Origin of the sequence: Actinocrinis sp., assembly GCF_035650855.1 — a bacterium.
Taxonomy (GTDB): Bacteria; Actinomycetota; Actinomycetes; order Streptomycetales; family Catenulisporaceae; genus Actinocrinis.
Genome location: NZ_DASRGV010000304.1, coordinates 1 through 24416 on the forward strand (window position 1 = coordinate 1; position 24416 = coordinate 24416).

A 24416-nucleotide genomic window follows, 5' to 3' on the forward strand; every position below is an offset into this window, starting at 1 on the left:
GGCATCCGGCGCATGTCCTTGGTGGACGAACGCTGCCCTGCCATGTCCGACTCGGTGAGCACGACGGTGCGTGCGCGTTCGAGGACGAATCCGTGGTCGATCGAGCCGGTCGCGACGTGCACGATGCCGGGCTCGGGGGCGTCGGGCAGGTCGATGTCCAGGCGCGCGCCGAGGTCCGCGCCCTTGGCCACCTCGACCAGGCGCTCGGCCGGGCCGTGCCCTTCGGTGACCAGCACGACGCGCCAGCCTTCGCGCAGCCAGTTGCGCACGTCGGTGATCGCGGCCGCGGTGTCGCCGCGGTACTCGGGGGCCGCGACGGCGTCGGCAGTGACCGTGTCGTCCAAGTCCAGCGGATCGTCAGTGTCCGGAGTTCGCTCGGCGAACTCGGCCAGACCCTCGTCGACCACGAACGGACTGATGGACCACCAGGGCAGGCGGCGCTCCCGCGCGTGCTCGCGCACGTCGGCGAGGGACCAGAGCGAGGCGGCGTTCAGGTCGAGCGGCGCGGCGGCGCCCATCGCGGCCGCGGCCCAGGAGGCGTCGAGGAATTCCTGCGAAGTACGCACCAGGTCGGCGGCGCGCGCCCTTATCCGCTCCGGGTCGATGGACACGATGTGGGTGTCCTGCGGCAGCAGGTCGATCAGCAGCTCCATGCGGTCGACCAGGACCGGGGCCAGCGATTCCATGCCTTCGACCGCGATGCCCTCGGCGATCTTGCTGAACACGTCCGCGAGCGCGGGGAACTCGGAGGCGTAGCCGTGGGCGCGCTTGCGGACCGTGTCAGTCAGCAGTAGCTCGCGGCAGGGCGGCGCCCACAGTCCGTGCTGGGCGATCTCCAGGGAGCGCTGGTCAGCCACCTTGAAGTAGCGGATCTCCTCGATCTGGTCGCCCCAGAACTCGAGCCGCAGCGGGTGCTCCTCGGTGGGCGGGAAGACGTCGAGGATGCCGCCGCGCACCGCGAAGTCGCCGCGCTTCTCGACCAGGTCGGTGCGCAGGTAGGCGGCGTCGCCGAGGCGACGGACCACCTCGTCGAGCTCGATCTCCTGCCCTGCGGTCACCCGGACCGGCTCCAGGTCGCCGAGCCCGGCCACCTGCGGTTGCAGCACGGCGCGGACCGGTGCGACGACGACCTTGGGCAGCACCTCGTCGCCCTCGGTGCCCGGGTGGGTCAGCCGGCGCAGCACGGCGAGGCGGCGGCCGACCGTGTCCGAGCGCGGCGAGAGGCGCTCGTGCGGCAGGGTCTCCCAGGCCGGGAACTCGGCGACCGCGGAAGTGCCGAGCAGGCTGCGCAGTCCGGCGGCCAGGTCGTCGCACTCCCGGCCGGTGGCGGTGACCGCGAGCAGGGGTCGGCCGGCCCGCTCGGCGATCGCGGCGAGGGCGAAGGGGCGCAGCCCCGGCGGCGCGGTCAGGTCGAGGCGGGGCCGGTCGGCGGCGCGGGCGGCCTGCACCGCGGCGGCGACCGCCGAGTCCTGTGCGACAGGGCCGAGCAGTCCGGGCAGTGGCATGGGGAACTCCTCGGTCCATGGCGGGCACGCGGACTACCCCCAGTCTCTGAGAGACAGGGGGTGGGGGGTACACGTCAAGGGTACGCGGCCCGGCCGACAGAGGTGGGGCGCGCGTGGCCGCTTGAGAAGGCGCGCGCAATTCCGCCAAATACATACGGAAGGCGCTCCCGCCTACCGCACCTGGGACTCCGACGGGTACCGTTCCACTGACGTTAATGCCGACTTCGGTGACCGCAGCGGGCCTTTTGCGGTGGTTCGGCCGGGTGGACGTGACCGTTCGGGATAAGGGCTGGAGATCATGACGCAAGGATCGGGGATGGGTTCGCCGACGCGCGCCGCGATACCGAACGGGCAGTTCGCCGGCCGGCTGATCGAGTTCAGCGACCCGGAACTGGACCGCAAGTATCCGCGCGGCGTCTATGTGGACCTGCACGGCTACCCCAACTTCTCGGTGTACGCGCGGCTGGCGGTCGAGATCGCTGACCCGCCGTCAGGTCTGTCCGTCGACGAGGTGCGGGTGACCGACGTCATCGCGGCCAACCTGATCGGCTCGGGCAGCGGCGACCCGCTCTGGCAGCAGGGCCGCCCGCCGACGGTGACGCCAGAGGGCTGGACCTGGGTGCACGAGGCGCGCAGCCGCAAGCTATACCTGGTGCCGGCCGAGCTCAACGCGTCGTTCCGGCATCACGGCGGCATCGCCACCCTCCAGGCCGACCCGTCGAAGTCGGGGCTCTGGCACGAGGGCATGCTCGAGCCGGTCGCCTTCGAGCGCTCCGGCTCGGTGCCGGAGGAGGCCCTGCTGCAGCTGGAGTCGCAGCTCGGCTTTCAGCTGCCGGTCTCCTACCGCCGCTTCCTCGGCGGGACGGACGGCGGCCGGCCGCTGGTGCCCGCGGTGAACCTCAACTGCGGCTTCATCGCGGACGGCTGGCTGTTCGGGCTGCGCCGCTCCGATCCGCACCAGGACCTGGTCTACGCGAACCAGTCGCTGTACGACCGGTTCACCGAGGAGTACCTCGGCATCGGCTTCGTGCAGGGCGGGATGCTGGCGCTGAAGATCCGCGGCGGCGACCTCGGCTCGGTCTGGTACTTCGACGACGACGACCCGCGCGACCACGACGGCCGCGACGCCGCCTCGGTGTGCGCCGAACTGCTGCACCGGGTCGGCAACGACTTCGACGACTTCGCCAGGCACCTGGTGGCGCTGCCCGCGCAGATCGTGGAGATCTCGGAGGCGGCGGTGCGCGGCGGACACGCCCGGCCGATCGAGGAGGAGCCGCACCTCGGCTCCGCGCTGCCGGCTCACCTGCGCCGCCGCTGAGCGCACCGGCCGTTCTGACCAGCGCGGTCCGTGGCGGCGTAGCTTTAGGTGGACCTCAGTCTCACCGAGTGAACTGATAACGAAGGTGTGACGAACGCCGCATAGGATGACCCCCGGTGTGGACAGCGTGGTCCGCCAAGCAGTGTTGCCGACCTGCCGAGGATGAGCCATGCCAGAGCCCGTGACGCGCGACGTAGCAGACCGACCTTCCTCCCCCCGCCCGGACCAGGCCGCTTCCCCGGACGCCGCCCTGCGCACGGACATCAAGTCCCTCGGCGAGCTGCTGGGGCGCACCCTGGTGCGGCAGGAGGGCCAGGAGCTTTTCGACCTGGTCGAGGAGGTGCGCGCGCTCACCCGGTCGGACGATCCGGCGGACGGTGAGCGGGCGGTGCGCCGGCTGGCCGAGATCGACCTGGCCACCGCGATCCGCCTGGTGCGCGCCTTCTCCACGTACTTCTACCTGGCGAACGTCACCGAGCAGGTGCACCGCGGCCGGGAGCTGCACACCCAGCGGGCGACTGTCGGCTCCTGGCTGACCCAGGCGATCGACCGGATAGCGGCGGCGATCGAGGACCCGGAGTCGAAGGTCACCCGGGACTGGGTGGAGCAGGTCGTCTCGTACCTGTCCATCCGGCCGGTCTTCACCGCGCACCCCACCGAGGCGGCCCGGCGCACCATCCTGACCAAGCTGCGGCAGATCGCGCTGCTGCTGGACGCCAACCCGTTCGTGGAGTCCAGCGACCCGGTGGCGCGGCGGCGGGCCGAGCGGCGGCTGGCCGAGCTGGTGGAGTCGCTGTGGCAGACCGACGAGCTGCGGGTGGCCCGCCCCGAGCCGACCGACGAGGCCCGCAACGCGCTCTACTACCTCGACGAGCTGCACGCCAGCGCCGTGCCCGACGTGCTGGACGAACTGGCCGCCGAGCTGGACCGGATCGAGGTCACGCTGCCGGTGGACGCGCGTCCGCTGTCCTTCGGCTCCTGGATCGGCGGGGACCGCGACGGCAACCCGAACGTCACCCCGCAGCTGACGCTGGAGATCCTGAGCCTGCAGCACGAGCGGGCCATCGAGGACGCGCTCAAAGTGGTCGGCCAGCTGCAGAGCTCGCTGTCCACGTCGAAGCGGATCGCCCGGGTCAGCCCGCAGCTGGAGGCCTCGGTCGAGGCGGACCTCGCCGCGCTGCCCGACATCGCCCCGCGCTACAAGCGGCTCAACCAGGAAGAGCCCTACCGGCTCAAGGCGATCTGCATCCGGCAGAAGCTGACCAACACCCGGCGCCGGATCGCCGAGCGGCGGCCGCACGCTCCGGGGCAGGACTACCTCAACGGCGAAGAGCTGGTCGCGGACCTGCTGCTGATGCGCGAGTCGCTGCTGGCCGACCGCGGCGAGCTGATCGCGCGCGGCTCGCTGGACCAGGTGATCCGCACCGTCTCCGCCTTCGGCCTGCACCTGGCGACCCTGGACGTACGCGAGCACGCCGACGCGCACCACCACGCGATCGGCCAGCTGATCGACCGGCTCGGCGGCGAGTCCTGGCGCTACGAGGACATGCCGCGCGACTACCGCGCCGGGCTGCTGGCCAAGGAGCTGCGCTCGCGCCGACCGCTGGCGCTGCTTCCGGTGGCCATCCACCGCGCCCCCGACCTCGCCACCGCGACCCCGCTGCTGGACGAGGCCGGATCGCGCACCTTCGGGATCTTCACCGCGATCCGGGAGGCGATCGACCGCTTCGGCCCGAACGTGATCGAGAGCTACATCATCTCGATGTGCCGGGGCGTGGACGACGTGTACGCGGCCGCGCTGCTGGCGCGCGAGGCGGGCCTGATCGACCTGCGCGGGGAGCGGGCGGCGATCGGCTTCGTGCCGCTGCTGGAGACGGTCGGCGAGCTGCGCCAGGCCGACTCGATCCTCAACGACCTGCTCAGCGACCCGTCGTACCGCAAGCTGGTGCGGCTGCGCGGGGATGTACAGGAGGTGATGCTCGGCTACAGCGACTCGTGCAAGGAGGCCGGCATCGCCACCAGCCAGTGGGAGATCCACCTGGCCCAGCGCAAGCTGCGCGACGTCGCGCACCGGCACGGTGTGCGGCTGCGGCTGTTCCACGGCCGCGGCGGCACGGTCGGCCGCGGCGGCGGCCCGACCCACGACGCGATCCTGGCCCAGCCCTGGGGCACGCTCGAGGGCGAGATCAAGGTCACCGAGCAGGGCGAGGTGATCTCGGACAAGTACGCGCTGCCCTCGCTGGCGCGGGAGAACCTGGAGCTGACCGTCGCCGCCACGCTGGAGGCCTCGGTGCTGCACCTCGGGCCGCGGCAGAGCGCCGACGCGCTGGCCCGCTGGACGGCGACCATGTCAGGGATCTCCGACGCGGCCTTCGCGCGGTACCGGGGCCTGGTGGAGGATCCGGACCTGCCGAAGTACTTCCTCGCCTCCACGCCGGTGGACCAGCTCGGCGACCTGCACCTCGGCTCGCGCCCCTCGCGCCGCCCGGACTCGGGGGCGGGGCTCGAGGGCCTGCGGGCGATCCCATGGGTGTTCGGCTGGACGCAGTCGCGGCAGATCGTGCCCGGCTGGTTCGGCGTGGGCACCGGGCTGGCGGCGGCGTACGAGGCCGGGCACGCCGAGGTGCTGGCCGAGATGTTCGAGCAGTGGCACTTCTTCCGCAACTTCCTGTCCAACGTCTCGATGACGCTGGCGAAGACCGACCTGCAGATCGCGGCGCGGTACGTGAACCAGCTGGTGCCTGAAGAGCTGCGGCACATCTTCGACGTGATCAAGGAAGAGCACGAGCTGACGGTCCAGCAGGTGCTGCGGGTCTCCGGTCAGCAGCAGCTGCTCGGGCACGACCCGGTGCTCGCCCGCACGCTGCGCATCCGGGACCGGTACCTCGACCCGATCTCGTACCTCCAGGTGGCGCTGCTTAAGCGGCACCGCGAGGCGGTCGCGGCGGGGCAGGAGATCGAGCCGCAGCTGACCCGGGCGCTGCTGCTGACGGTCAACGGCGTCGCGGCCGGGCTGCGTAACACTGGCTGAGGCGCCTCACGAGCGACATAACGCGGCGGACGGTCTTTGGCCGTCCGCCGTTTCGCATGCCGGTGTTCGGGGTTCACCTTGGGCGGACCCTAATCATTCCCCCGCTGACCTGTGGATAAACAAGATCGGGTTGTCCACGACCTGTGGACACATTCTGTGGATAACTCACCGCGTAATCCACAGCCACCTAACGTAATGAACGGCCGGTGACCTACGGGCCACTGGCTGATGGACCACTGACTTACGGGAACACCACCGTGCGGCGGCCGTTGACGAGCACCCGGTGCTCCGAATGCCAGGCCACCGCGCGGGAGAGCACCCGGCACTCCACGTCACGGCCCACGGCGACGAGCTGATCAGGCGTCAGGCCGTGGCCGACGCGCGCGACGTCCTGCTCGATGATCGGGCCCTCGTCCAGGTCGGCTGTGACATAGTGCGCCGTCGCGCCGATGAGCTTCACGCCGCGGGCATGTGCCTGGTGATACGGCTTGGCGCCCTTGAACGACGGCAGGAAGGAGTGGTGGATGTTGATGATCCGGCCTTCCAGCGCCTTGCACACGTCGTCCGAGAGCACCTGCATGTAACGCGCCAGCACGACCAGCTCGACCCCGTTCTCCTCGGCCAGGTGCAGCAGCCGGGCCTCCTGCTCCGCCTTGTTCTCCTTCGTCACCGGCAGGTGGACGAACGGGATGCCGTACGACTCGACCAGGCCCTGGAAGTCGGTGTGGTTGGAGACCACCGCGGGGACCTCGATCGGCAGCGCGCCGATGCTGTGCCGGAACAACAGGTCGTTGAGGCAATGCCCGAACTTGGACACCATGATCAGCGTCGGCATGCGGGTCGCCGCGTCGTGGATCTGCCAGGACATGTGGAAGGCCGCCGCGGTCGCCGTGAAGCCCCCGTTGAGCGACATGAGGTCGACGCCCGGCTCCTGCGCCACGAAGTGCACGCGCATGAAGAACAGCCTGGTGTCCGGGTCGCCGTACTGCTGGCTGTCCACGATGGTGCAGCCGGTGACCAGCAGGAAGCTGGACACCGCGTGCACGATTCCGCGCTGGTCGGGGCAGGAGAGCGTCAGCACGTACTCGCGGGGCGCGGCGGGCGTCGTGGTCATGCCCTCCATCTTCGCCTATAGCGATTTCCGTCGCCCAGAGCGCGGTGCGCGGATATCGTCAGGCCGTGGCCTCTTCTTCATATCTTCGGTACCCCCATCTCTCCGGGGACCTGGTGACCTTCGTCGCCGAGGACGATATCTGGCTCGCATCGCTGACTGAGGCCGCAGGCGGTGGGACTGCCGGAAGCCGGGCTTGGCGGCTGACCGCGGACCAGGTACCCGTACTGAATCCGCGGCTGAACCCCTCGGGCACGCGCGTCGCGTGGACCTCCACCCGTGAGGCCTCTGCCTCGCTCGCCCGTGGCTCGGCGCGCGAGGTGTACTCGGTGCCGGTGGATGGCGGACCGGTACAGCGGCTTACGCACTGGGGCGATGGACGCATCGCGGTGCGCGGTTGGCTGTCAGACGACGAAGTCCTTGTGATCAGCAACGCCGGCCAGCACGACACGATGCGCACACGGGCGTTCGGGGTTCCGCTGGAGGGTGTGGCCCGGCTGCTGCCCTACGGACCCGCCAGTGACGTCTCGGTCGCGCCGAACGGTGCGGTTCTGGTCGGCTCGCCGACGTACGCGGAGCCTGCGCGCTGGAAGCGCTATGGCGGCGGGACCGGAGGCAAGATCTGGTACTCGCCGGACGGCGCGGAGTACCAGCGGATTCTGGGCGAGGTCGGCAACCACCTGGTCAACCCGATGTGGATCGGCGATCGAGTCGTCTTCCTCTCGGACCACGAGGGGGTCGGCGCGCTGTACTCGGCGCTGCCGGACGGCTCGCAGCTGCGCCGGCACACCGATCTCGGCACGTACTACGCGAGGCACGCGACGACGGACGGCGTCAGGGTCGTGTACCAGTGCGCGGGCGACCTGTGGCTGCTCGATTCGCTTGACGGCGAACCGGTGCGGCTCGACGTCCGGCTCGGCGGGGTGCGCTCCGGTCGCGCGAAGTTCCCGGTGTCGACGCGGCACGCGCTCGGCGGCTTCTCGCTGTGCAAGACCGGTCGTGTCCTCGCGACCGAGGTGCGCGGGACCGTGCACTGGCTGCCGGCGAAGGATGGTCCGGCGCGCACGCTGCTCGGTACGCCGGGAGTACGCGGAAAGCTGCCGAAGATCGTGCCGGGGACCTCGACTGTCGTCTCCGTGTCGGACGCCGGCGGCGAGGACGGTCTGGACGTTATCGCGGCAGACGGTTCGGTAACGCGGAGACTGGCGCATGGTCAGCTCGGCCATGTACTCGAACTCGCGCTCTCGCCGGACGGCAAGCGCGCTGCGGTCGCGACGCACGACGGCCGGCTGCTGCTCGTCGAACTGGGCGCAGGCGAAGCCCCCGCTGCCGCCGAGGACTCAGAGAGCGACAGCAGCGCGGAGGACGTCGAGTCGAGCGAGCCGGCGACCGAACGCGCGCCGGAGGCCGGAACGGTCACCGAACTGGTGCGCAGCACGAACGACGAAGTGCATGGACTCGCGTTCTCCCCGGACTCCGCGTACTTGGCCTGGGCTCAGCCCTGGAGCGCGTGGGGCAGCTCGCACATCCGACTGGCCAGGCTGTCCGACCAGACCATCGTGGATGTGACAACCACACGCTTCGACGACGCCTGCCCGATATTCACGCACGACGGAAAGCACCTGGCTTTCCTCTCCAACCGGGTCTTCGACACGGTCTACGACGATCACGTCTTCGACCTCGGATTCCTGCCGGGCGTGCGGCCGTACCTCGTTCCGCTCGCCGAGACGACCCCGTCCCCGTTCGCGCCCGAACTCAACGGCCGGCCGGTGTCGCCGGAGAAGGAGAGGGACAAGGCGGGCGCTGCCGGTGCCTCACGCGCCGGCGAGTCGGGCGCGCAGGATGACGACGAGTCAGATTCCGACTCCTGGGCGTCGTCGATCGTCGTCGACTTCGAGGGCATCGAGGATCGCGTCGTGCCGTTCCCGGTCGAGGCGGGCCGCTACCGGTCGCTGCACGCGGTCAAGGGCGGCGTGGTGTGGATGGACTATCCGCGCACTGGTGAACTGCACGAGGCGGCGATAGGCGCGTCCGACGAACATCCCAAGCCCAGCCTGATCCGCTACGACCTGGAGAAGCGCAAGCGCTCGACGATCCTCGAGGAGCTGGACGACTTCGCCGTCTCCGGCGACGGCGCGCGGCTGGCCTACGCGGACGGCGGGGAGCTGAAGGTCAAGGCCTCCGACGCGAAGGACGACGACGACGCGGTCGCCGTGGACCTGGACCGCGTCCGGGTCACCGTGGATCCGGCGGCCGAGTGGACGCAGATGTTCCACGAGGCCTGGCGGCTGATGCGGGACAACTTCTGGCGCGCCGACATGGCCGGGGTGGACTGGCCGGCCATGGCCGAGCGCTACCGGCCGCTGCTTGACCGGATCGGGTCGCAGGACGACCTGCATGACCTGCTCTGGGAGATGCAAGGCGAGCTCGGCGCCTCGCACGCCTACGTGCGGCCTCCGGCGGCGGGCACGTACGAGGCGCTGGCCCAAGGCCTGCTCGGCGCGGACCTCGCCCCGGACCAGGACGGAACCTGGCGGATCGGCAGGGTGCTGCGAGGAGAGTCCTCGGTCATCGCGGCGCGTTCCCCACTCGCCGCTCCCGGTGTCGCGGCCAAGCCCGGCGACGCCATCGTGGCCGTTGACGGGCAGCCGGTCGATCCGATGCACGGCCCGAACGCGCTGCTGGGCGGTAAGGCAGGCAAGCCGGTCGAGCTGACGCTGCGTAGAAACGGCGCGGCGGACCGGCGTGTGGTTGTCACGCCGCTGTCGAGTGAGGGCGTGCTGCGGTACCACGACCTGGTTCAGCAGCGCCGTGCTGCGGTACGAGAGGCCTCCGATGGCAGGCTCGGCTACCTTCACGTGCCGGACATGATGTCGTTCGGCTGGGCGGAGTTCCATCGGGACCTGCGTACCGCGTTCGACGCCGACGGCCTGGTGCTCGACCTGCGGGAGAACGGCGGCGGTCACACCTCGCAGCTGGTGGTGGAGAAGCTGGCGCGCAAGGTGATCGGTTGGGCGCGCTCCCGGCACTCCGAGCCGGTCAGTTACCCGGGTGAGGCGCCGCTCGGCCCGATCGTGGCCGTCACCGACGAGTACGCCGGTTCCGACGGCGACATCGTGACCCAGGCGATCAAGCTGTACGGCATCGCGCCGGTGGTCGGGATGCGGACCTGGGGCGGCGTGATCGGTATCGACTCCAAGTACACGCTGGTGGACGGCACCGGCGTCACGCAGCCGAAGTTCGCGTTCTGGTTCGAGGGCGGCAGCGGCTGGGGCGTGGAGAACTACGGGGTCGATCCGGACATCGAGGTGCCGTTCCCGCCGCACGACGCGGTGGCAGGGCGGGACCCGCAGCTGGAGACGGCGATCCGGATGGCCTTGGAGGCGTTGGAGAGCAGGCCGCGGGCCACGCCGCCACAGATCTAGTCCGCTGGTGTCGGGCCGCCGAGATCGGCCGGCGGCCCGGCCAGCGCGGCGTCGTACCTGCGCAGGATGAGACGCGCCACCTGGTCGTGGGCACCGAGCGGCGCGCTGACGGTCATCCGGCGCGGGTTATCCGTGTCGAGCGCCGCGAGGGTCGCGCTCTCGTTGATCCGCCGGCTGAACTCGCCGGAGGAGAGCAGGTAGGTGGCGACCGCGACCGGTCGGCCGCGCCGGGCCAGCCGCGCCAGCAGCGTGCTGATGTTCGGCTCGGCGGTCGTCACGTAACCGGTGCGCACGGGCATGCCCAGGCGCTCGGCGAGCAGCCCGGCCATGGCGACGGCGTCGGCGTTGGCGCGCCGGTCTGCCGAGCCCGCGGCGGCGAGGACCACCTGGGTGCCGAAGACGGTGCCGCGTGCAGCGGAGAGCCGGTCCTGCATCGCTGCCGCGAGCAGCGGATCGGGACCGAGCGCGGCGGCTTGGTAGATCGTGGCGGTGCGGCTGGCCGGCTGCGTCGCGACCTGTCGCAGGGCGCGCGGAATGTCGTGCCGCACGTGATAGCCGGAGCCGAGCAGCAGCGGCATGATCACGAGCTCGGTCACGCCTTCAGCCAGCAACCGGGCGAGTTCCTCGGCTACTCGGGGCCGGGCCACCGAGACGAACGCCAGCGACGTCTCGACCCCGGGACGCAGGAACCTGACCCGCTCCAGGAGCGCGTCCAGGGTTTCCAGGCCGGCCGGATCGTTGGTGCCGTGCGCCACGGCGAGCAGCGGTACGTCCGCGCGCGGCGGCGGCAGCACTCCAGGAGGCGCGGGCAGCCAGGCGGGCCGCGGCTCACGGAACGAGGTCAGCCCAAGCACCGGCACGGACATCTCAGGGTTCCTCCTTGCTAGCCGGTGCGATGCGGGATGCCGTGCTCTGTGCGCGTTTGGTGTTCGGTGTTCGGCCTCGAGTCCGGGTCGGCCCGAGTCCAAGTCAGGTCCGTTCGGCCTTCAGCTGTCAGGCCGGGTCGATGGCCAGGCGGTAGCCGCGCTTGGTCACCGTCTTGACCAACGACGCGTCAGGTCCCAGAGCGGTGCGCAGGCGCGCGACGGTCGCTTCGACCGCGTGCTCGTCCCGGCCGCCCGATCCAGCGCCGCGCGGTCCCCACACCCGCCGCAGCAGGTCGGCGCGGGAGACCACCCAGCCGGGACGGCGGCCGAGCTCCGCGAGCACGGCGGCCGGCAGCGGGGCGAGCAGGACCGGCTCGGCTCCGGTGACGACGGCGGCGAGGCCTTGCAGCGTCAGGGTCCGATGCTCGTCGATCGGGAACTCGTTCCGGATCTTGGGCGGCAGGACTGAGCAGAGCGTGGCCACCATCGCGCCGAGCCGGGCCCGATCCGGCCACACCGCGCGCACGTCGAGCGCTTCCAGCGGCCGTGCGCACACCGGTCCGACGCACACCGCCGTGACGTCCGTGCGTAGCGCGATCAGGAGTTGATCGAGCGCGCCGGTGACCGCAGCCGCTTCCAGCAGCGCGGTCACGCCGGGCGCGGAGGTGAAGCTGACCGCGTGCACTTCGCGGCGCACGATCGCGTCGACGAGGCGGCGCACCGCCGCACGGTCGGAGGGCGGTCCCCAGCGGTAGACCGGAATGTCCACGACGATCGCACCAGCTTCGCGCAGTGCGGTAACAAAGCGGGTGTCTTCGGCCGGGTTCTCGACGCCGTACTGCTGTACCGCGATCCGCTTGCCCTTAACGCCGAGGTCGAGCAGGTAGGCCAGCAGCTCGTCGCACGACTCTGAGGGCGCGCTGTAGCTTTCGCGCAGGCCGGAGGCACGTACCGCGCCCGTAGCCTTAGGTCCGCGCGAGACGAGGACCGCGTTGCCGAGTACCCGGTTGAGTTCTTCGCCCAGGCCCCAGCTCTCGGCCGCCGACATCCATCCGCGCCATCCGCTGCCTGTGGTCGCCACCGCGTAGTCAAGCTGTGCGATAAGACACTCGTTAGTGGCCTTACGCAGCGCGGCGTCATCATCGAGCGGGACGAGCCGGAGGGTCGGGGTCTCGATGACCTTCGCGCCGCGCCGCCGCAGCAGCGAGGCGAGGTCATCGCGCCTCCGGTCGGCCGTGACGGCCACGACGCAGCCGGTGAGCGGGAACTCCTCGAATACCGTGCTGGTCGGGTTCGGGCCGTCCGTAGCCGAGGGGGTGGATTCGATCGCCTCTGCCAGTGCCATGTCCGAAACAGTGGCCGCACACCGTTACGGATATGTTGCCGAGCCGCTACGCACCGGTAAGGGCCGCCGACCCCAGGTTACGTGTCACTTGACAGAGTGAGCGAGCTCAGGGGCCAGGAGCGGCGGCAGCCGCCCTACCATGACGCGCACAAGCCCTTTCGAGCGGAGTGAAAAACACGTGCGCGCGCCGAAATCGGCTGGACCCCGACGCGTCATAGCGACGCCGCACCGTCGTAGGCATGACGGGAAAGCCTGAAGCCGCGGACGGCGGTCTTAGCCACTGTCCGTACTGCGCGCTTCAGTGCGGTATCGAGCTCCGCCCGGCGTCAGCCGGACACGGTTCGCAGCCGGTGCGTCGCACCGGGCGGGGGGACACGGGGGACGGCACGCACGGCGACGGTCCGGCTCTGGAGGTCGTCGGGCGTGCCGCGTTCCCGGTGAACGAGGGCGCGCTGTGCGGCAAGGGCGCGAGCGCCGCCGAGCTGCTCAGTCCGCGGCTGCGGCTGACCACGCCGCTGATCCGCGATGAACGCGGTGCCGAGCTGCGGCCCGCCTCCTGGGAAGAGGCGCTTGACCGGGTGGCGCGGGAACTCGGCGCGCGCGACCCGGAGGCGGTCGCGATCTTCGGCGGCGGCTCGCTGACCAATGAGAAGGCCTACCAGCTCGGCCGCTTCGCGCGGACCGTGCTCAAGACCCCGAACATCGACTACAACGGCCGGTTCTGTATGTCGTCGGTCGCGGCGGCGCAGAACCGGGCTTTCGGCGTGGACCGGGGGCTGCCGTTCCCGGTGCGCGACGTCCGCAGGGCCCGGGCGATCCTGCTGGTCGGCGCGAACCCGGCCGAGACGATGCCGCCGATCATGCGGCATTTCGCGGCCGCGCGCGAGGCCGGCGCCACGTTGATCACCGTGGATCCAAGGCGCACGCGGACCGCCGAGCTAGCCGATCGGCATCTGCAGCCGGTACCGGGATCGGACCTGGCGCTCGCGCTCGCGATGCTGCATATAGCGGTCGCGGAAGGCCTGGTTGACGAGCAGTACGTCGCGGAGCGCACCAACGGCTTCGATGACGCGCGGCGCATCGCCACCGCCTACTGGCCGGAGCGGGTCGAGCGGTTGACCGGAGTTCCGGTCGCCGCGATGTACCAGACGGTCACGACGCTGGCCGAGGCCGCTCGCGCCGCCCGCGAAGCGGCGCTCCAGAACACTGTGGCCCAGAACGCCGTGCCCACGAACACTGAGACTGAGATCGGCGGCGCGATGATCCTCACCGCGCGCGGGACCGAGCAGCACAGCAAGGGCACTGACACGGTCAACGCGTGGATCAATCTCGCGCTGGCCCTCGGCCTTCCGGGACGCCCCGGCTCGGGTTACGGAGCGTTGACCGGCCAGGGCAACGGACAGGGCGGCCGCGAGCACGGTCAGAAGTCCGATCAGCTGCCGGGTTACCGCAAGCTGGACGATCCGGCGGCGCGCGAGCACGTGGCGGCGGTCTGGGGCATCGATCCGGACGAGTTGCCCGGCCCCGGTCCGAGCGCGACCGAGTTGCTGGCGCGCTGCGGTCGCGACGTCGACGGCGCTGACAGCGCCGATGCCGGGGATGGCGCCGACGGTACCAGCGGCGCCGCGGCGCCGGGCCGCATCGACGCGCTCCTGGTCATGGGTTCGAACCTGCTCGTGAGCGCCCCGGGCGCGGCGCAGACCGAGGCCCGGCTGCGCTCGCTCGGCTTCCTCGCGGTCTGCGATCTGGTGCTCTCCGAGACCGCGGCCATCGCAGATGTCGTACTCCCGAGCGCGCAGTGGGCCGAGGAGACGGGCACCATGACGAACCTGGAGGGCCGGATCCTGTTGCGGCCGGCCGCGATCGCGCCTCATCCCGGCGTGCGCACCGACCTGGAGATCCTGGCGGAGCTGGCCGCGCGGCTCGGCGGCAAGCTGTCCGCCGACCCGGCCGAGGTGTTCGCCGAGCTGGGCCGCGCGAGCGCGGGCGGCATCGCCGACTACAGCGCGGTCACGCACGAGCGGCTGGAGCGCGGCGAAGAACTGTATTGGCCGTGTGGGGAGCAGAGCCCAGACGGTACGCCCCGCCTGTTCGAGCGCGCCTTCCCGACTGCCGACGGCCGCGCGCGCTTCGTGCCGGTCGACTACCGGCCATCGGCCGAGGAACCGGACGATCAGTACCCTTACCGGCTGACCACCGGCCGGGTGCTCGCGCAGTATCAGTCCGGTGCCCAGACTCGGCGCGTCGACGTGCTCAACCAGGCCGCGCCGGAACCGTTCGTCGAGCTGCACCCGGACCTCGCCCGCGCGCTGGGCGTGGCCGAGGGCGCGGCGGTCAGCGTGGTCAGCAGGCGCGGGACGGCCACCGCCGCGGCGCGGATCAGCCGCGCCATACGGCCGGACACGGTGTTCATGCCGTTCCACTGGCCGGGCCAGGGCCGGGCGAACTCGGTGACCAATCCGGCCCTGGATCCGATCTCGAAGATGCCGGAGTTCAAGACCTGCGCGGTGCGGCTGGAACTGCCGTCGCAGGTCGCGGGCGCCGAGGCGGGAGCTGACCTGTGACGCGCCGGATCATCGTGGTCGGGTACGGCATGGCCGGTCACCACCTGGTGGCCCGGCTGCTGCAGGCCGGGCGGCACACGCCGGCCGGGGACTTCGAAGTGACCGTGCTCGGCGCGGAGAGCGGGGCGCCGTACAACCGGGTTCTGCTTCCCGAGGTGCTGGCCGGCCGGATCGACCAGCGCCGCATCGACCTGTCAGAGCCCGATGACCCGCGCGTGACGGTACGCGCCGGGGTCCGCGCCACCGAGATCGACCGCGAGCGGCGCCTGGTCCACGGCGACGACGGCTCGGTGCTGCCCTACGACGATCTGGTGCTGGCCACCGGGGCCAATCCGGTGCTGCCTCCGCTCGGCGGAATCCGCGACGAACAGGGGCTCAAGCCCGGCGTGCACACGCTGCGGACGCTGGTAGACCTGGACCGCATTCAGGACCAGCTCACCGCGGAGGAAAGTGGCGGCGCTGCGCTCGACGGGTCTGCGCTCGACGGGTCTGCGCTCAACGGGCCTGCGCGCAAGCTGCGGGCCGTGGTGGTCGGCGGCGGCCTGCTCGGCGTGCAGTGTGCCAGGGGCCTGACGCTGCGCGGACTGGACGTCGTGCTCATCCATCAGGGCTCGCATCTCCTCGACCACCGGCTCGACGCCGACGCGGCCGCGATCCTCGCCCGCACCGCGCGCGGCCTCGGGATCGAAGTGCACCTCGAATGCCGGGCCCGCTCGGTGCTGCGCGACCGCGAGGGCCGGCTGACCGGCGTGCAACTGGCCGACGGCTTCCGCCTGGACGCCGATCTCGTCCTGCTGGCCTGTGGAAGCGCCCCGGCCACCGGCTTGGCCGCGCGCGCCGGGCTGGCCGTGGACAACGGAATCCTCGTCGACGAGCGGCTGACCAGCGTCACCGACCCGCACGTACACGCGATCGGGGACTGCACCCGCGTGCACCGCAGCCTGCGCGCCGCGCACGGTCTCGCCGCTCCCGCCCTCGAGCAGGCCGAGGTGCTGGCCGAACGACTGCTCGGCGTCCCGGCGCTCTATCAGGGCTCATCGACGATAGCCAGGCTCACCGCGACCGGCGTGGATGTGGCCATACTCGCTGCCGCGCCGTCGCTGGTGGCCGAATCGCGGCCCGATCACGTCGCGCGCACGGTGCGCCTGACCGACCCGGTCGGCGGCACCCATCGCGCGGTGACCGTGCACGGCGGCCGCGTGGTCAGCTCCGTGCTCATCGGCGACGTCTCGGCCGCGGCCCGCCTTACCCGGTTGGTCGATCAGCCGGGCCCGCTGCCAGAGAACCCGCTCGACCTGCTGTTCGACACCGCGGTTTGACCTTGGACACCGCAGAAAGGAACTGATTCACGATGCGGCAAATCGTCATCGTCGGCTATGGCATGGTGGGGCACCGCTGCGCTGAGCTGTTGGCTGAGCGTGCGGCAAACAGCGCGACGCCCGTTCAGATCACGGTGCTCGGCGAGGAGCCGCGTGAGGCCTATGACCGAGTGCATCTCAGTGCTCTGTTCGATGGTAAGGACCCTGCGGATCTGACCTATCCCGCGCCGCCGGGCGTCGAGTTGAAGCTTGGCGATCCGGTGACCGCGATAGACCGGGAGCGCAAGGTCGTCCTGACCGCCTCCGGCGCCGAATTCCGCTACGACGACTTGGTTCTGGCGACCGGCTCGTACCCGTTCGTGCCGCCGGTTCCGGGCCACGACGCGACCGGCGCGTTCGTGTACCGCACGATCGACGACGTCGAAGCGATCAAGGACTTCGCGGCCGGCCGCAAGGTCGGCGCGGTGGTCGGCGGCGGCCTGCTCGGCTTGGAGGCCGCCGGAGCGCTTCAGGCCATGGGCCTGGAAACGCACGTGATCGAGTTCGGCCCGCGGCTGATGGGCGTGCAGGTCGACGAGGGCGGCGGCCAGGCGCTGCTGTCGCGGATCAACGACCTCGGCGTCACGGTGCACTGCTCGACGCGCACCGAGGCCGTGGAGATCGGCGAGGGCGGCGCGGTATACGCGCTCGTACTCGCGAAGGGCGACGACCTCAGTGCCCTGCCGGTCGACCTGGTGGTGTTCGCCGCCGGAGTGCGGGCCCGCGACCAGCTCGGCCGCGAGTGCGGCCTCGCCGTCGGCGAACGCGGCGGCATTCGGGTCGATGAGCTGTGCCGCACCGAGGACCCGGCCATCTACGCGATCGGCGAGTGCGCACAGGCTGTGGACGGCCGCGTGTACGGTCTCGTCGCGCCGGGGTATGCGATGGCTGAGACGGTCGCCGATCACCTGCTCGGCTCTGACCCGTCACCGTTCCGCAGCGCCGACCTGTCCACGAAGCTCAAGCTGCTCGGCGTCGAGGTGGCCTCCTTCGGCGACGCCTTCGGCAGCACGCCCGGCGCGCTCTCCGCCCTCTACAGCGACTCGACCGCGGGGCTCTACAAGAAGCTGGTCATCGGCGAGGACGGCAGGCTGCTCGGCGGCATCCTGGTCGGCGACGCCTCGGCTTACGCGACGCTGCGCCCGCTCGCCGGAACCGACGCGCCGCTTCCCGCGACACCGGAACAGCTGCTGCTGCCGGCCGGCTCGGGCGCGGGACCGGCCCTCGGACCGGACGCGCTGCCCGACTCGGCCACCGTGTGCAGCTGCCACAACGTGACTAAGGGCTCGATCAACGCGGCGATCCACGAGCAGGGCTGCGCCGACGTGGCCGCGATCAAGGGCTGCACCAAGGCCGGCACCGGCTGCGGCTCCTGCGTGCCGCTGCTCGGCCAGCTGCTCTCGGCCGCCGGGGTGCAGACCTCGAAGGCGCTGTGCCGGCACTTCGAGCAGAGCCGCGCCGAGCTCTACGAGATCGTGCTGGTCACCGGGATCGACTCGTTCGCGCGGCTGCTGGCCGAGCACGGCAACGGCGAGTCGGACGGCTGCGAGGTCTGCAAGCCCGCGGTCGCCTCGATCCTGGCCTCGCTCGGCGGGACGCTCGGCGCGGCCAAGCGCAACGGCGCGGCCAAGCACATCCTGGCCGGCGAGCAGGCCGCGCTGCAGGACACCAACGACCACTTCCTGGCCAACATCCAGCGCAACGGCAGCTACTCGGTGGTGCCGCGCATCCCCGGCGGCGAGATCACCCCGGAGAAGCTGATCGTGATCGGCGAGGTGGCCAGGGACTTCGGGCTCTACACGAAGATCACCGGCGGCCAGCGCATCGACCTGTTCGGCGCGCGGGTCGAGCAGCTGCCGCAGATCTGGCGCCGCCTCGTCGACGCCGGTTTCGAATCAGGGCACGCCTACGGCAAGGCGCTGCGCACGGTCAAGAGCTGCGTCGGCTCCGAGTGGTGCCGGTACGGCGTGCAGGAGTCGGTGAAGATGGCCATCGAGCTGGAGCTGCGCTATCGAGGGCTGCGATCCCCGCACAAGCTCAAGGCCGCGGTCTCCGGCTGCGCCCGCGAATGCGCCGAGGCGCAGAGCAAGGACTTCGGCGTCATCGCGACCGAGCAGGGCTGGAACCTGTACGTCGGCGGCAACGGCGGCTTCCGGCCCCGGCACGCCGACCTGTTCGCCAAGGACCTGTCCGCCGAGGAGCTGATCCGCACCATCGACAGGTTCCTGATGTTCTACATCCGCACCGCGGACCGGCTCGAGCGCACCGCCTCCTGGATCGAGCGGATGGAGGGCGGGCTCGACCACCTCAAGGCCGTCATCCTGGAGGACTCGCTGGGCCTGTGCGCCGAACTGGACCGGCTGATGGCGCAGCACGTCGAGAGCTATGCCGACGAGTGGCGCGCGGCCATCGAGGACCCGGAGACGCTGCGCCGCTTCGTCTCGTTCGTCAACGCCCCGCAGACCCCGGACCCGGAGATCAAGTTCGAGGTCGAACGCGGCCAGATCAAGCCGCTGCTGACCATCGGGCCGCCGCCGGGCGGCGGGCTCGATCAAGACCCTGAGTCCGACCGCGACACCGCCGACGAGCTCGCCGAGGCGGCCGCCGGGCCCGACGGCGCCGACAGCCTGGTCCCGGCGGAGGTGGGAGCATGACCGTGACCGCCGGCAAGCAGCGGACCTGGACCGCGGTGTGTCGATACGCCGAGCTGACCCCGGGGCGCGGCGTCGCGGCGCTGGTCGACGGCGTCCAGATCGCGGTCTTCCGCACGACGCCCGGTGAGCTGTACGCGATCGGCAACCGGGACCCGTACTCGGGCGCCTACGTCATCTCGCGCGGCGTCACCGGCTCGCGCGACGGCGTTCCGACCGTCGCCTCGCCGATGTACAAGCACGTCTTCGACCTGCGCAGCGGGACCTGCCTGGACGATCCGACGGTCGCGCTGCCCACCTATCCGGTGCGGCGATACCGGGGCCTGGTCTGGGTGCAGCGCTGACGCCGTGCCGGCCAAGGGCGGTGCCGAATCGCCACAGCGATGTCACAAACCGATTGGCGGCGTGTGCGGGCTAGTTGACCGCACACGCCGCTGCCTGGCAGATCGATGAAACGCCGGGTGCCTAGCGTCGGCACTAGCAGGAACCCTCCACCTGTTGACTCCGCACCTCCCCCATCGCACCCACCACGCCGTAGGAGGCGACGATGAGCGCCGAGACATCGACAGAAGCAGGCAGCACCGCCGTCATCAGCCCGCCCCGCCCCGGGGCCGCCATCACCGACTGGCATCCGGAGGACATGGCGTTCTGGGAGCGTGAGGGCGCCCGCACCGCCCGGCGCAACCTGATCCTGTCCATCTTCGCCGAGCACCTCGGGTTCTCGGTGTGGAGCCTGTGGTCCGTGTTCGTGCTCTTCCTCGGGCCGAACTACCACATCGACCCGGCCGGCAAGTTCTTCCTCACCACCGTGCCCACCGTGGTCGGATCGGTGCTGCGGCTGCCGTACACCTTCGCGGTGGCCAAGTTCGGCGGCCGCAACTGGACCGTGTTCAGCGCCAGCCTGCTGCTGGTGCCGTGCATCCTGGCCGCGTTCGTGCTCAAGCCGGGCGTGTCGTACAGCACCCTGATGATCATCGCGGCGGTGGCCGGGGTCGGCGGCGGCAACTTCGCCTCCTCCATGGCCAACATCAACGCCTTCTACCCGGAACGGCTCAAGGGCGCCGCGCTCGGCCTCAACGCCGGCGGCGGGAACATCGGCGTCGCGGTCGTGCAGCTGCTCGGGCTGCTGGTGCTCTCCACCGCGGGGATCGCGCATCCGCGCCTGATCCTCGCCGTCTACATCCCGCTGGTCGTCATCGCGGCCCTGTGCGCCGCGCTGTTCATGAACAATCTGACTCAGCTGCGCAACGACAAGCGGGCCATGCGCGACGCGACCAAGGACCCGCACACCTGGATCATGTCGCTGCTCTACATCGGCACCTTCGGCAGCTTCATCGGCTTCAGCTTCGCCTTCGGCCAGGTGCTGCAGGTCCAGTTCAAGTGGACCCCGCGGCAGGCCGCGGACATCGTCTGGCTCGGCCCGCTGCTCGGCTCGCTGATCCGCCCGGTCGGCGGCGCGCTGGCCGACCGGGTCGGCGGCGCGAAGGTGACCTTCTGGAACTTCGTGCTGATGACGCTGTCCGCGGTGCTGGTGTTCGTCGCCTCGCAGCAGAAGTCGCTGCCGCTGTTCATCACCGGGTTCATCCTGCTGTTCGTGTTCAGCGGCATCGGCAACGGCTCGGCGTACAAGATGATCCCGGCGATCTTCCGCGCCAAGGCGGACACGGCGATCGAGGGCGGCGCGGACGCGGCCCTGGCCCAGCGCGAGGCGCGGCGCATGTCCGGCGCGCTGATCGGGATCGCCGCCGCGACCGGGGCGTTCGGCGGGGCGCTGGTGAACTTCGCCTTCCGCGAGTCCTTCCTGACCTACAAGTCCGGCAACGCCGCGTACATCGGCTTCATCGCCTTCTACGGGCTCTGCTTCGCAGTGACCTGGGCGGTGTACCTGCGGCCTGGATCACGCAGGCTCACCGGCGTCTGAGCGGCGCGAAAACCCAAGCCTGCGGCAGGGCGCCGCGCGGTCTGGCGAACCCGGACCGGCGGCCCGCCCGCTACAGCCTTCCCTCAGTGATCTGCGATTCGCCCAGCGGCGCGGCTACGTTGGCATTCCACAGCTGCGCCGCCTGGGCCTTCGCGTTGTCGGCGGCGGCGGCCTGCTGGTTGGTCGTCTTGTAGTTCGGGTCCTTCTTCACCGCGCTGGTCTTGCAGTTGCCCTGCAGGTCCCCGGCGATCTGCGCGTACGCGGAGTCGTACTGCGCCGACGCGGTCCACGCCGCCTTGAGCTGGTCGACCAGCTCGGTGCCGTTCTGGATGCCGGTGACGTCGATCTTCGCGACGCTGTCCGCCTGGGCCTGGCGCTTCTGCGCGGTGTCCGAAAGCAGCGTCTGCGCGTCGGCGAGGTTCTTGCACTCGTTGACGTCGACGACGCCGGTGTTGGCGTCCGAGCGCAGCTGCCCCGACTGCTGGATCAGCTGGTAGATCTGATCGGCCTGCTGCTTCGGGCTGGCCTTGCTCGCCACCGCGGTGGGGGTGCCGGAGCCGGCCTGCGGCTTGCCCGACGAGCCGTTGGAGGTCACCGCGACGATGATGCCGATCACCGCCACCACCGCCACCGCGCCCCCGATGATCAGGCCCTTGCGGTTGCGCAGACCGCCGCCGCCGGGGCCGCCGTACCCGCTGCCGTCGTCGTACCCGCCGGGACCGCCGTAGCCCATCTGGTCCTGCGGGTAGCCGGCCGGCTGGCCGTACTGGCCGCTCTGGAACTGAGCGGCCTGATACTGCGGGTCCTGATACTGGCCGTTCGGGTATCCAGCGCCCTGATACTGCGCGTTCTCGTACTGCTCGGCCTGGGGAAAGCCCTGCTGCTGCGGATACTGCTGGTAGGGGGCGCCCTGAGGCGCGGCCAGCTGCTCGGCGCCAGGGTTCTCCGCCGCGGGCGCCGCCTCGGCCGGCTGCTGTTGCTGCTGCTGTGCGCCCTGCAGGTACCCGGGCGCGGCGCCGCCGATCATCGGCTTCTGGCGATCTATCGCGCGACGGCTGTCCGGGGTGGAGTCACGGAACAGGTGGTCGAACTCGGTCGGCAGCCCGGAGCCGCTGTCCTGCATCATCATCGCCTGCTCGGCCTGTCCCGCGCCGTAGCCCGGCTGGGCCGCGTAGCCCGCCTGTCCCTGCCCCGCGTAGCCGCTCTGTGCTCCGTAATCGGACGGGCCCGGGTAGCCCTGCTGTGAGGCGCCCCAGTCCGGCTCGGTGTCCTGCTGCCAACCGGTCTGTGCCTGTCCGTACTGCGGCGCTGCGGGCTGCTCAGGCGCAGCCTGCTGCGGTACCGCACCCTGGGCGGGCGGCACCTCCTCCGGCCTGCCGTAGACCGAGGGGTCGTAATCCTGCTCGGACCATCCGGCGGCGGGCGTTTCCGGCAACTGGGACACGGCGCACAATCCTCACAAAGCAACGGCACTGGCTCGCTGGTCGCGGCGGGCGCGTGGGGCGCCTACGCGTGCCGGAGTCAGCCAATACCGCCTCAGCCAACCAAACCGACCGCGCACGGGCAAGGTCGAGTCGCCCGGCACGCACCCTTTGGCATGGAATCGAGACCGGGACGCCCCAGGATACGCCCGCCGGGAGGTCCCGCGAACCGCGTTCCGCCAGATGCGACGGCGCACGGTCACGATCCGCGACCGTGCGCGCGTCCACTGTCACCTGACGCGCCGTCGACCCGGCGCGATCACTCGGATCGACGCGTCCGTTTTACCCTATTCGCACCATCGCCCTTGCTCGGACGCCCTCAAGCCGCAGCGGCCGCCGTCTGCCGCACCGCGAGTCGGCCTAGCCGCTCCCGGAAGCCGCGTACCGCCGCCGACTCCTGATACGGATCGAGTCGCCGGTCCAGGTCGTGCAGGTACTCAACGCCGCGGTGCGACCGTAGCTGCGCGAGCATGTCGATCGCTGCGGTACCGGCCGCGCAGGCCGCTTCTACCTCACGCTCCTGCGCGTACGCCGTCGCGATGATCACCGTGTCGACTGCGCGGCGGCGGACATGCCGCTCCGCGTGCGCGGCCAGCGCCCGCTCAGCGTGCTCCTTGGCCTGACGCGGCCGGTCCAGATCCCGGTAGCAGTGCGCGAACTCGTCGGCCAGGTACGCCGGGGTGAAGTGCGCGATCCACTCCGGGTCCTTCTCCGGCTCGGCCTTCTCCATCTCGGCCGCCGCCTTCTGCAGCGCCGACTCGCAGGAGCGCACGTCACCGAGTACCGCGTGACCGCGCGCCTCGGCCGCGTAGAACATGGACCGCGCCGTCGCCGTGGCCTGCTCGCGCGCTCCTTCCTGCGCCGCGCGGGCCAGCTGGGTGATCTCGCGCGGGGAGCCGAGCTGTCCGGCCAGGTGGCTCATCCCTGCCGCCAGCACATAGCCGCCGTAGGCACGGTCGCCGGCCGCCTGCGAGAGCCGCAGCGCCTGGATGTAGTAGCGCTGGGCCAGTCCATGCCGCCCGGTGTCCACGGCCATGTATCCGGCCAGCTCGGTCAGCTGCGCGGCGGCGGCGAACAGGGCGCGCCCGGTGCGTTCCGGGTAGGCGCCGTTCAGCAGCTCGCCGACCACCTCGTCGAGGTAGTGCACGACGATCGAGCGCACGTATCCGGACCCGAACTGGTGGTCCAGCTCGCGGAACGCCTTCGTCGCGGCGCGTACCGCGTATACGTCGCCGGGGCCGACCCGCGGCCCGCGCCCGGCCAGCGTCAGGGGCCTGGCGACCTCGAGATCCGGCGGGGTGATCAGCCAGTCGCGGCTCGGCGCGATGAGCGCGGCCACGGCGAATGAGGACCCGAGCAGGAACTCACGGTGGCTCACATCGGCGCGCCACAGCTCCGTGGCCTCCTCGATGGCGGCCTGGACCGTGGGGGCGAAGTGCAGCCCGACGCTGGAGGAGCCGTTGCGGCCGTCCGCCATGCCGATCTCCTCGACGGTGACCGGCCGGCCGAGCTTGCGGCCGAGCGCCTCGGCGATCAGGGTCGGAGCCATCCCGCGCGGCTGTTGGCCGCGCAGCCAACGCGCCACTGACGTTTTGTCATATCGCAGGTCGAGGCCGTGCTCCGCGCCTACCATGTTGACTCGGCGGGCCAGCCCGGCATTAGAGCAGGCGGCCTCGTGAATCAACGCGGCGAGCCGCTGATTCGGTTGCCGCGCGGCGGCGGTGCGAACAGCCATCGGGGTCTCCCCTTCCCTCGACCACACAGGCAGTGTCTTATCGCAGCCAACTGCGCATATGTCGCGAAGAGTAGCGTCGATTCGAAGAGAGCGGTAGCCCTGGGT

General features: G+C 70.9%; 14 protein-coding genes. 8 read left to right on the forward strand and 6 right to left on the reverse strand.

Going from position 1 to position 24416, the window contains the following annotated elements; all coding sequences use genetic code 11:
• On the reverse strand, positions 1 to 1505 hold a 1505-nt coding region (locus VFB40_RS21680), incomplete at its 3' end, for a transcription-repair coupling factor family protein (RefSeq protein ID WP_527249208.1).
• 316 nt (positions 1506 to 1821) lie between these two features.
• Here VFB40_RS21680 and VFB40_RS21685 point away from each other — a divergent pair.
• Together VFB40_RS21685 and ppc are read left to right on the forward strand one after the other, a co-directional pair.
• Positions 1822 to 2823, forward strand: coding sequence for an SMI1/KNR4 family protein (locus VFB40_RS21685; protein WP_324853513.1), 1002 nt, complete (start codon positions 1822 to 1824; stop codon positions 2821 to 2823).
• Between the two features lie 169 nt (positions 2824 to 2992).
• Positions 2993 to 5854 carry a phosphoenolpyruvate carboxylase gene (gene ppc / locus VFB40_RS21690; RefSeq protein WP_324853515.1) on the forward strand — a complete coding sequence of 954 codons (2862 nt, stop codon included), beginning with the start codon at positions 2993 to 2995 and terminating at the stop codon, positions 5852 to 5854.
• Positions 5855 to 6095: 241 nt separating this feature from the next.
• Here the strand turns inward: ppc and purU are convergent, their stop codons facing one another.
• On the reverse strand, positions 6096 to 6968 hold the full coding sequence (gene purU / locus VFB40_RS21695) for a formyltetrahydrofolate deformylase (RefSeq protein ID WP_324853517.1): 873 nt from the start codon (positions 6966 to 6968) through the stop codon (positions 6096 to 6098).
• A gap of 65 nt (positions 6969 to 7033) precedes the next feature.
• Here purU and VFB40_RS21700 point away from each other — a divergent pair, with 65 nt between their 5' ends.
• On the forward strand, positions 7034 to 10390 hold the full coding sequence (locus VFB40_RS21700; RefSeq protein WP_324853519.1) for a S41 family peptidase: 3357 nt from the start codon (positions 7034 to 7036) through the stop codon (positions 10388 to 10390).
• Here the strand turns inward: VFB40_RS21700 and VFB40_RS21705 are convergent.
• Both VFB40_RS21705 and VFB40_RS21710 read right to left on the reverse strand, forming a co-directional pair.
• Entirely contained in the window at positions 10387 to 11256 is an 870-nt protein-coding gene (locus VFB40_RS21705; protein WP_324853521.1) for a sirohydrochlorin chelatase, read from the reverse strand. The genes VFB40_RS21700 and VFB40_RS21705 overlap by 4 nt on opposite strands.
• 127 nt (positions 11257 to 11383) lie before the next feature.
• Positions 11384 to 12601 (reverse strand): uroporphyrinogen-III synthase, encoded by a 1218-nt coding sequence (locus VFB40_RS21710; protein ID WP_324853523.1) that lies wholly within the window; start codon positions 12599 to 12601, stop codon positions 11384 to 11386.
• A 239-nt stretch (positions 12602 to 12840) separates the two neighbouring features.
• On the opposite strand from VFB40_RS21710, the gene VFB40_RS21715 reads away from it, so the two are divergent.
• From VFB40_RS21715 to VFB40_RS21735, 5 genes are all read left to right on the forward strand, one after another.
• Positions 12841 to 15165, forward strand: a complete 2325-nt coding sequence (locus tag VFB40_RS21715) for a molybdopterin oxidoreductase family protein (RefSeq protein WP_324853525.1) — start codon at positions 12841 to 12843, stop codon at positions 15163 to 15165.
• Positions 15162 to 16484: an NAD(P)/FAD-dependent oxidoreductase gene (locus VFB40_RS21720; RefSeq protein WP_324853527.1), complete on the forward strand. Its 1323-nt coding sequence runs from the start codon at positions 15162 to 15164 to the stop codon at positions 16482 to 16484. The genes VFB40_RS21715 and VFB40_RS21720 overlap by 4 nt, the downstream gene beginning before the upstream one ends.
• A 32-nt stretch (positions 16485 to 16516) precedes the next feature.
• The gene (gene nirB / locus VFB40_RS21725; RefSeq protein WP_324853529.1) at positions 16517 to 19177 is read left to right on the forward strand and encodes a nitrite reductase large subunit NirB; all 2661 of its coding nucleotides are present in this window, start codon (positions 16517 to 16519) and stop codon (positions 19175 to 19177) included.
• The gene (nirD, locus tag VFB40_RS21730; protein ID WP_324853531.1) at positions 19174 to 19518 is read left to right on the forward strand and encodes a nitrite reductase small subunit NirD; all 345 of its coding nucleotides are present in this window, start codon (positions 19174 to 19176) and stop codon (positions 19516 to 19518) included. Before nirB ends, nirD begins: the two co-directional genes overlap by 4 nt.
• Positions 19519 to 19721: 203 nt before the next feature.
• Complete coding sequence (locus VFB40_RS21735; RefSeq protein ID WP_324853533.1) at positions 19722 to 21095, forward strand: MFS transporter; 1374 nt, start codon at positions 19722 to 19724, stop codon at positions 21093 to 21095.
• 70 nt (positions 21096 to 21165) lie between these two features.
• Here the strand turns inward: VFB40_RS21735 and VFB40_RS21740 are convergent, their stop codons facing one another.
• Together VFB40_RS21740 and VFB40_RS21745 are read right to left on the reverse strand one after the other, a co-directional pair.
• Positions 21166 to 22539, reverse strand: coding sequence for a chromosomal replication initiator protein DnaA (locus tag VFB40_RS21740; RefSeq protein WP_324853535.1), 1374 nt, complete (start codon positions 22537 to 22539; stop codon positions 21166 to 21168).
• Positions 22540 to 22895: 356 nt separating this feature from the next.
• Entirely contained in the window at positions 22896 to 24311 is a 1416-nt protein-coding gene (locus VFB40_RS21745) for an NsdA family TPR-like regulatory protein (protein WP_324853537.1), read from the reverse strand.
• Positions 24312 to 24416 lie beyond the last annotated feature (105 nt).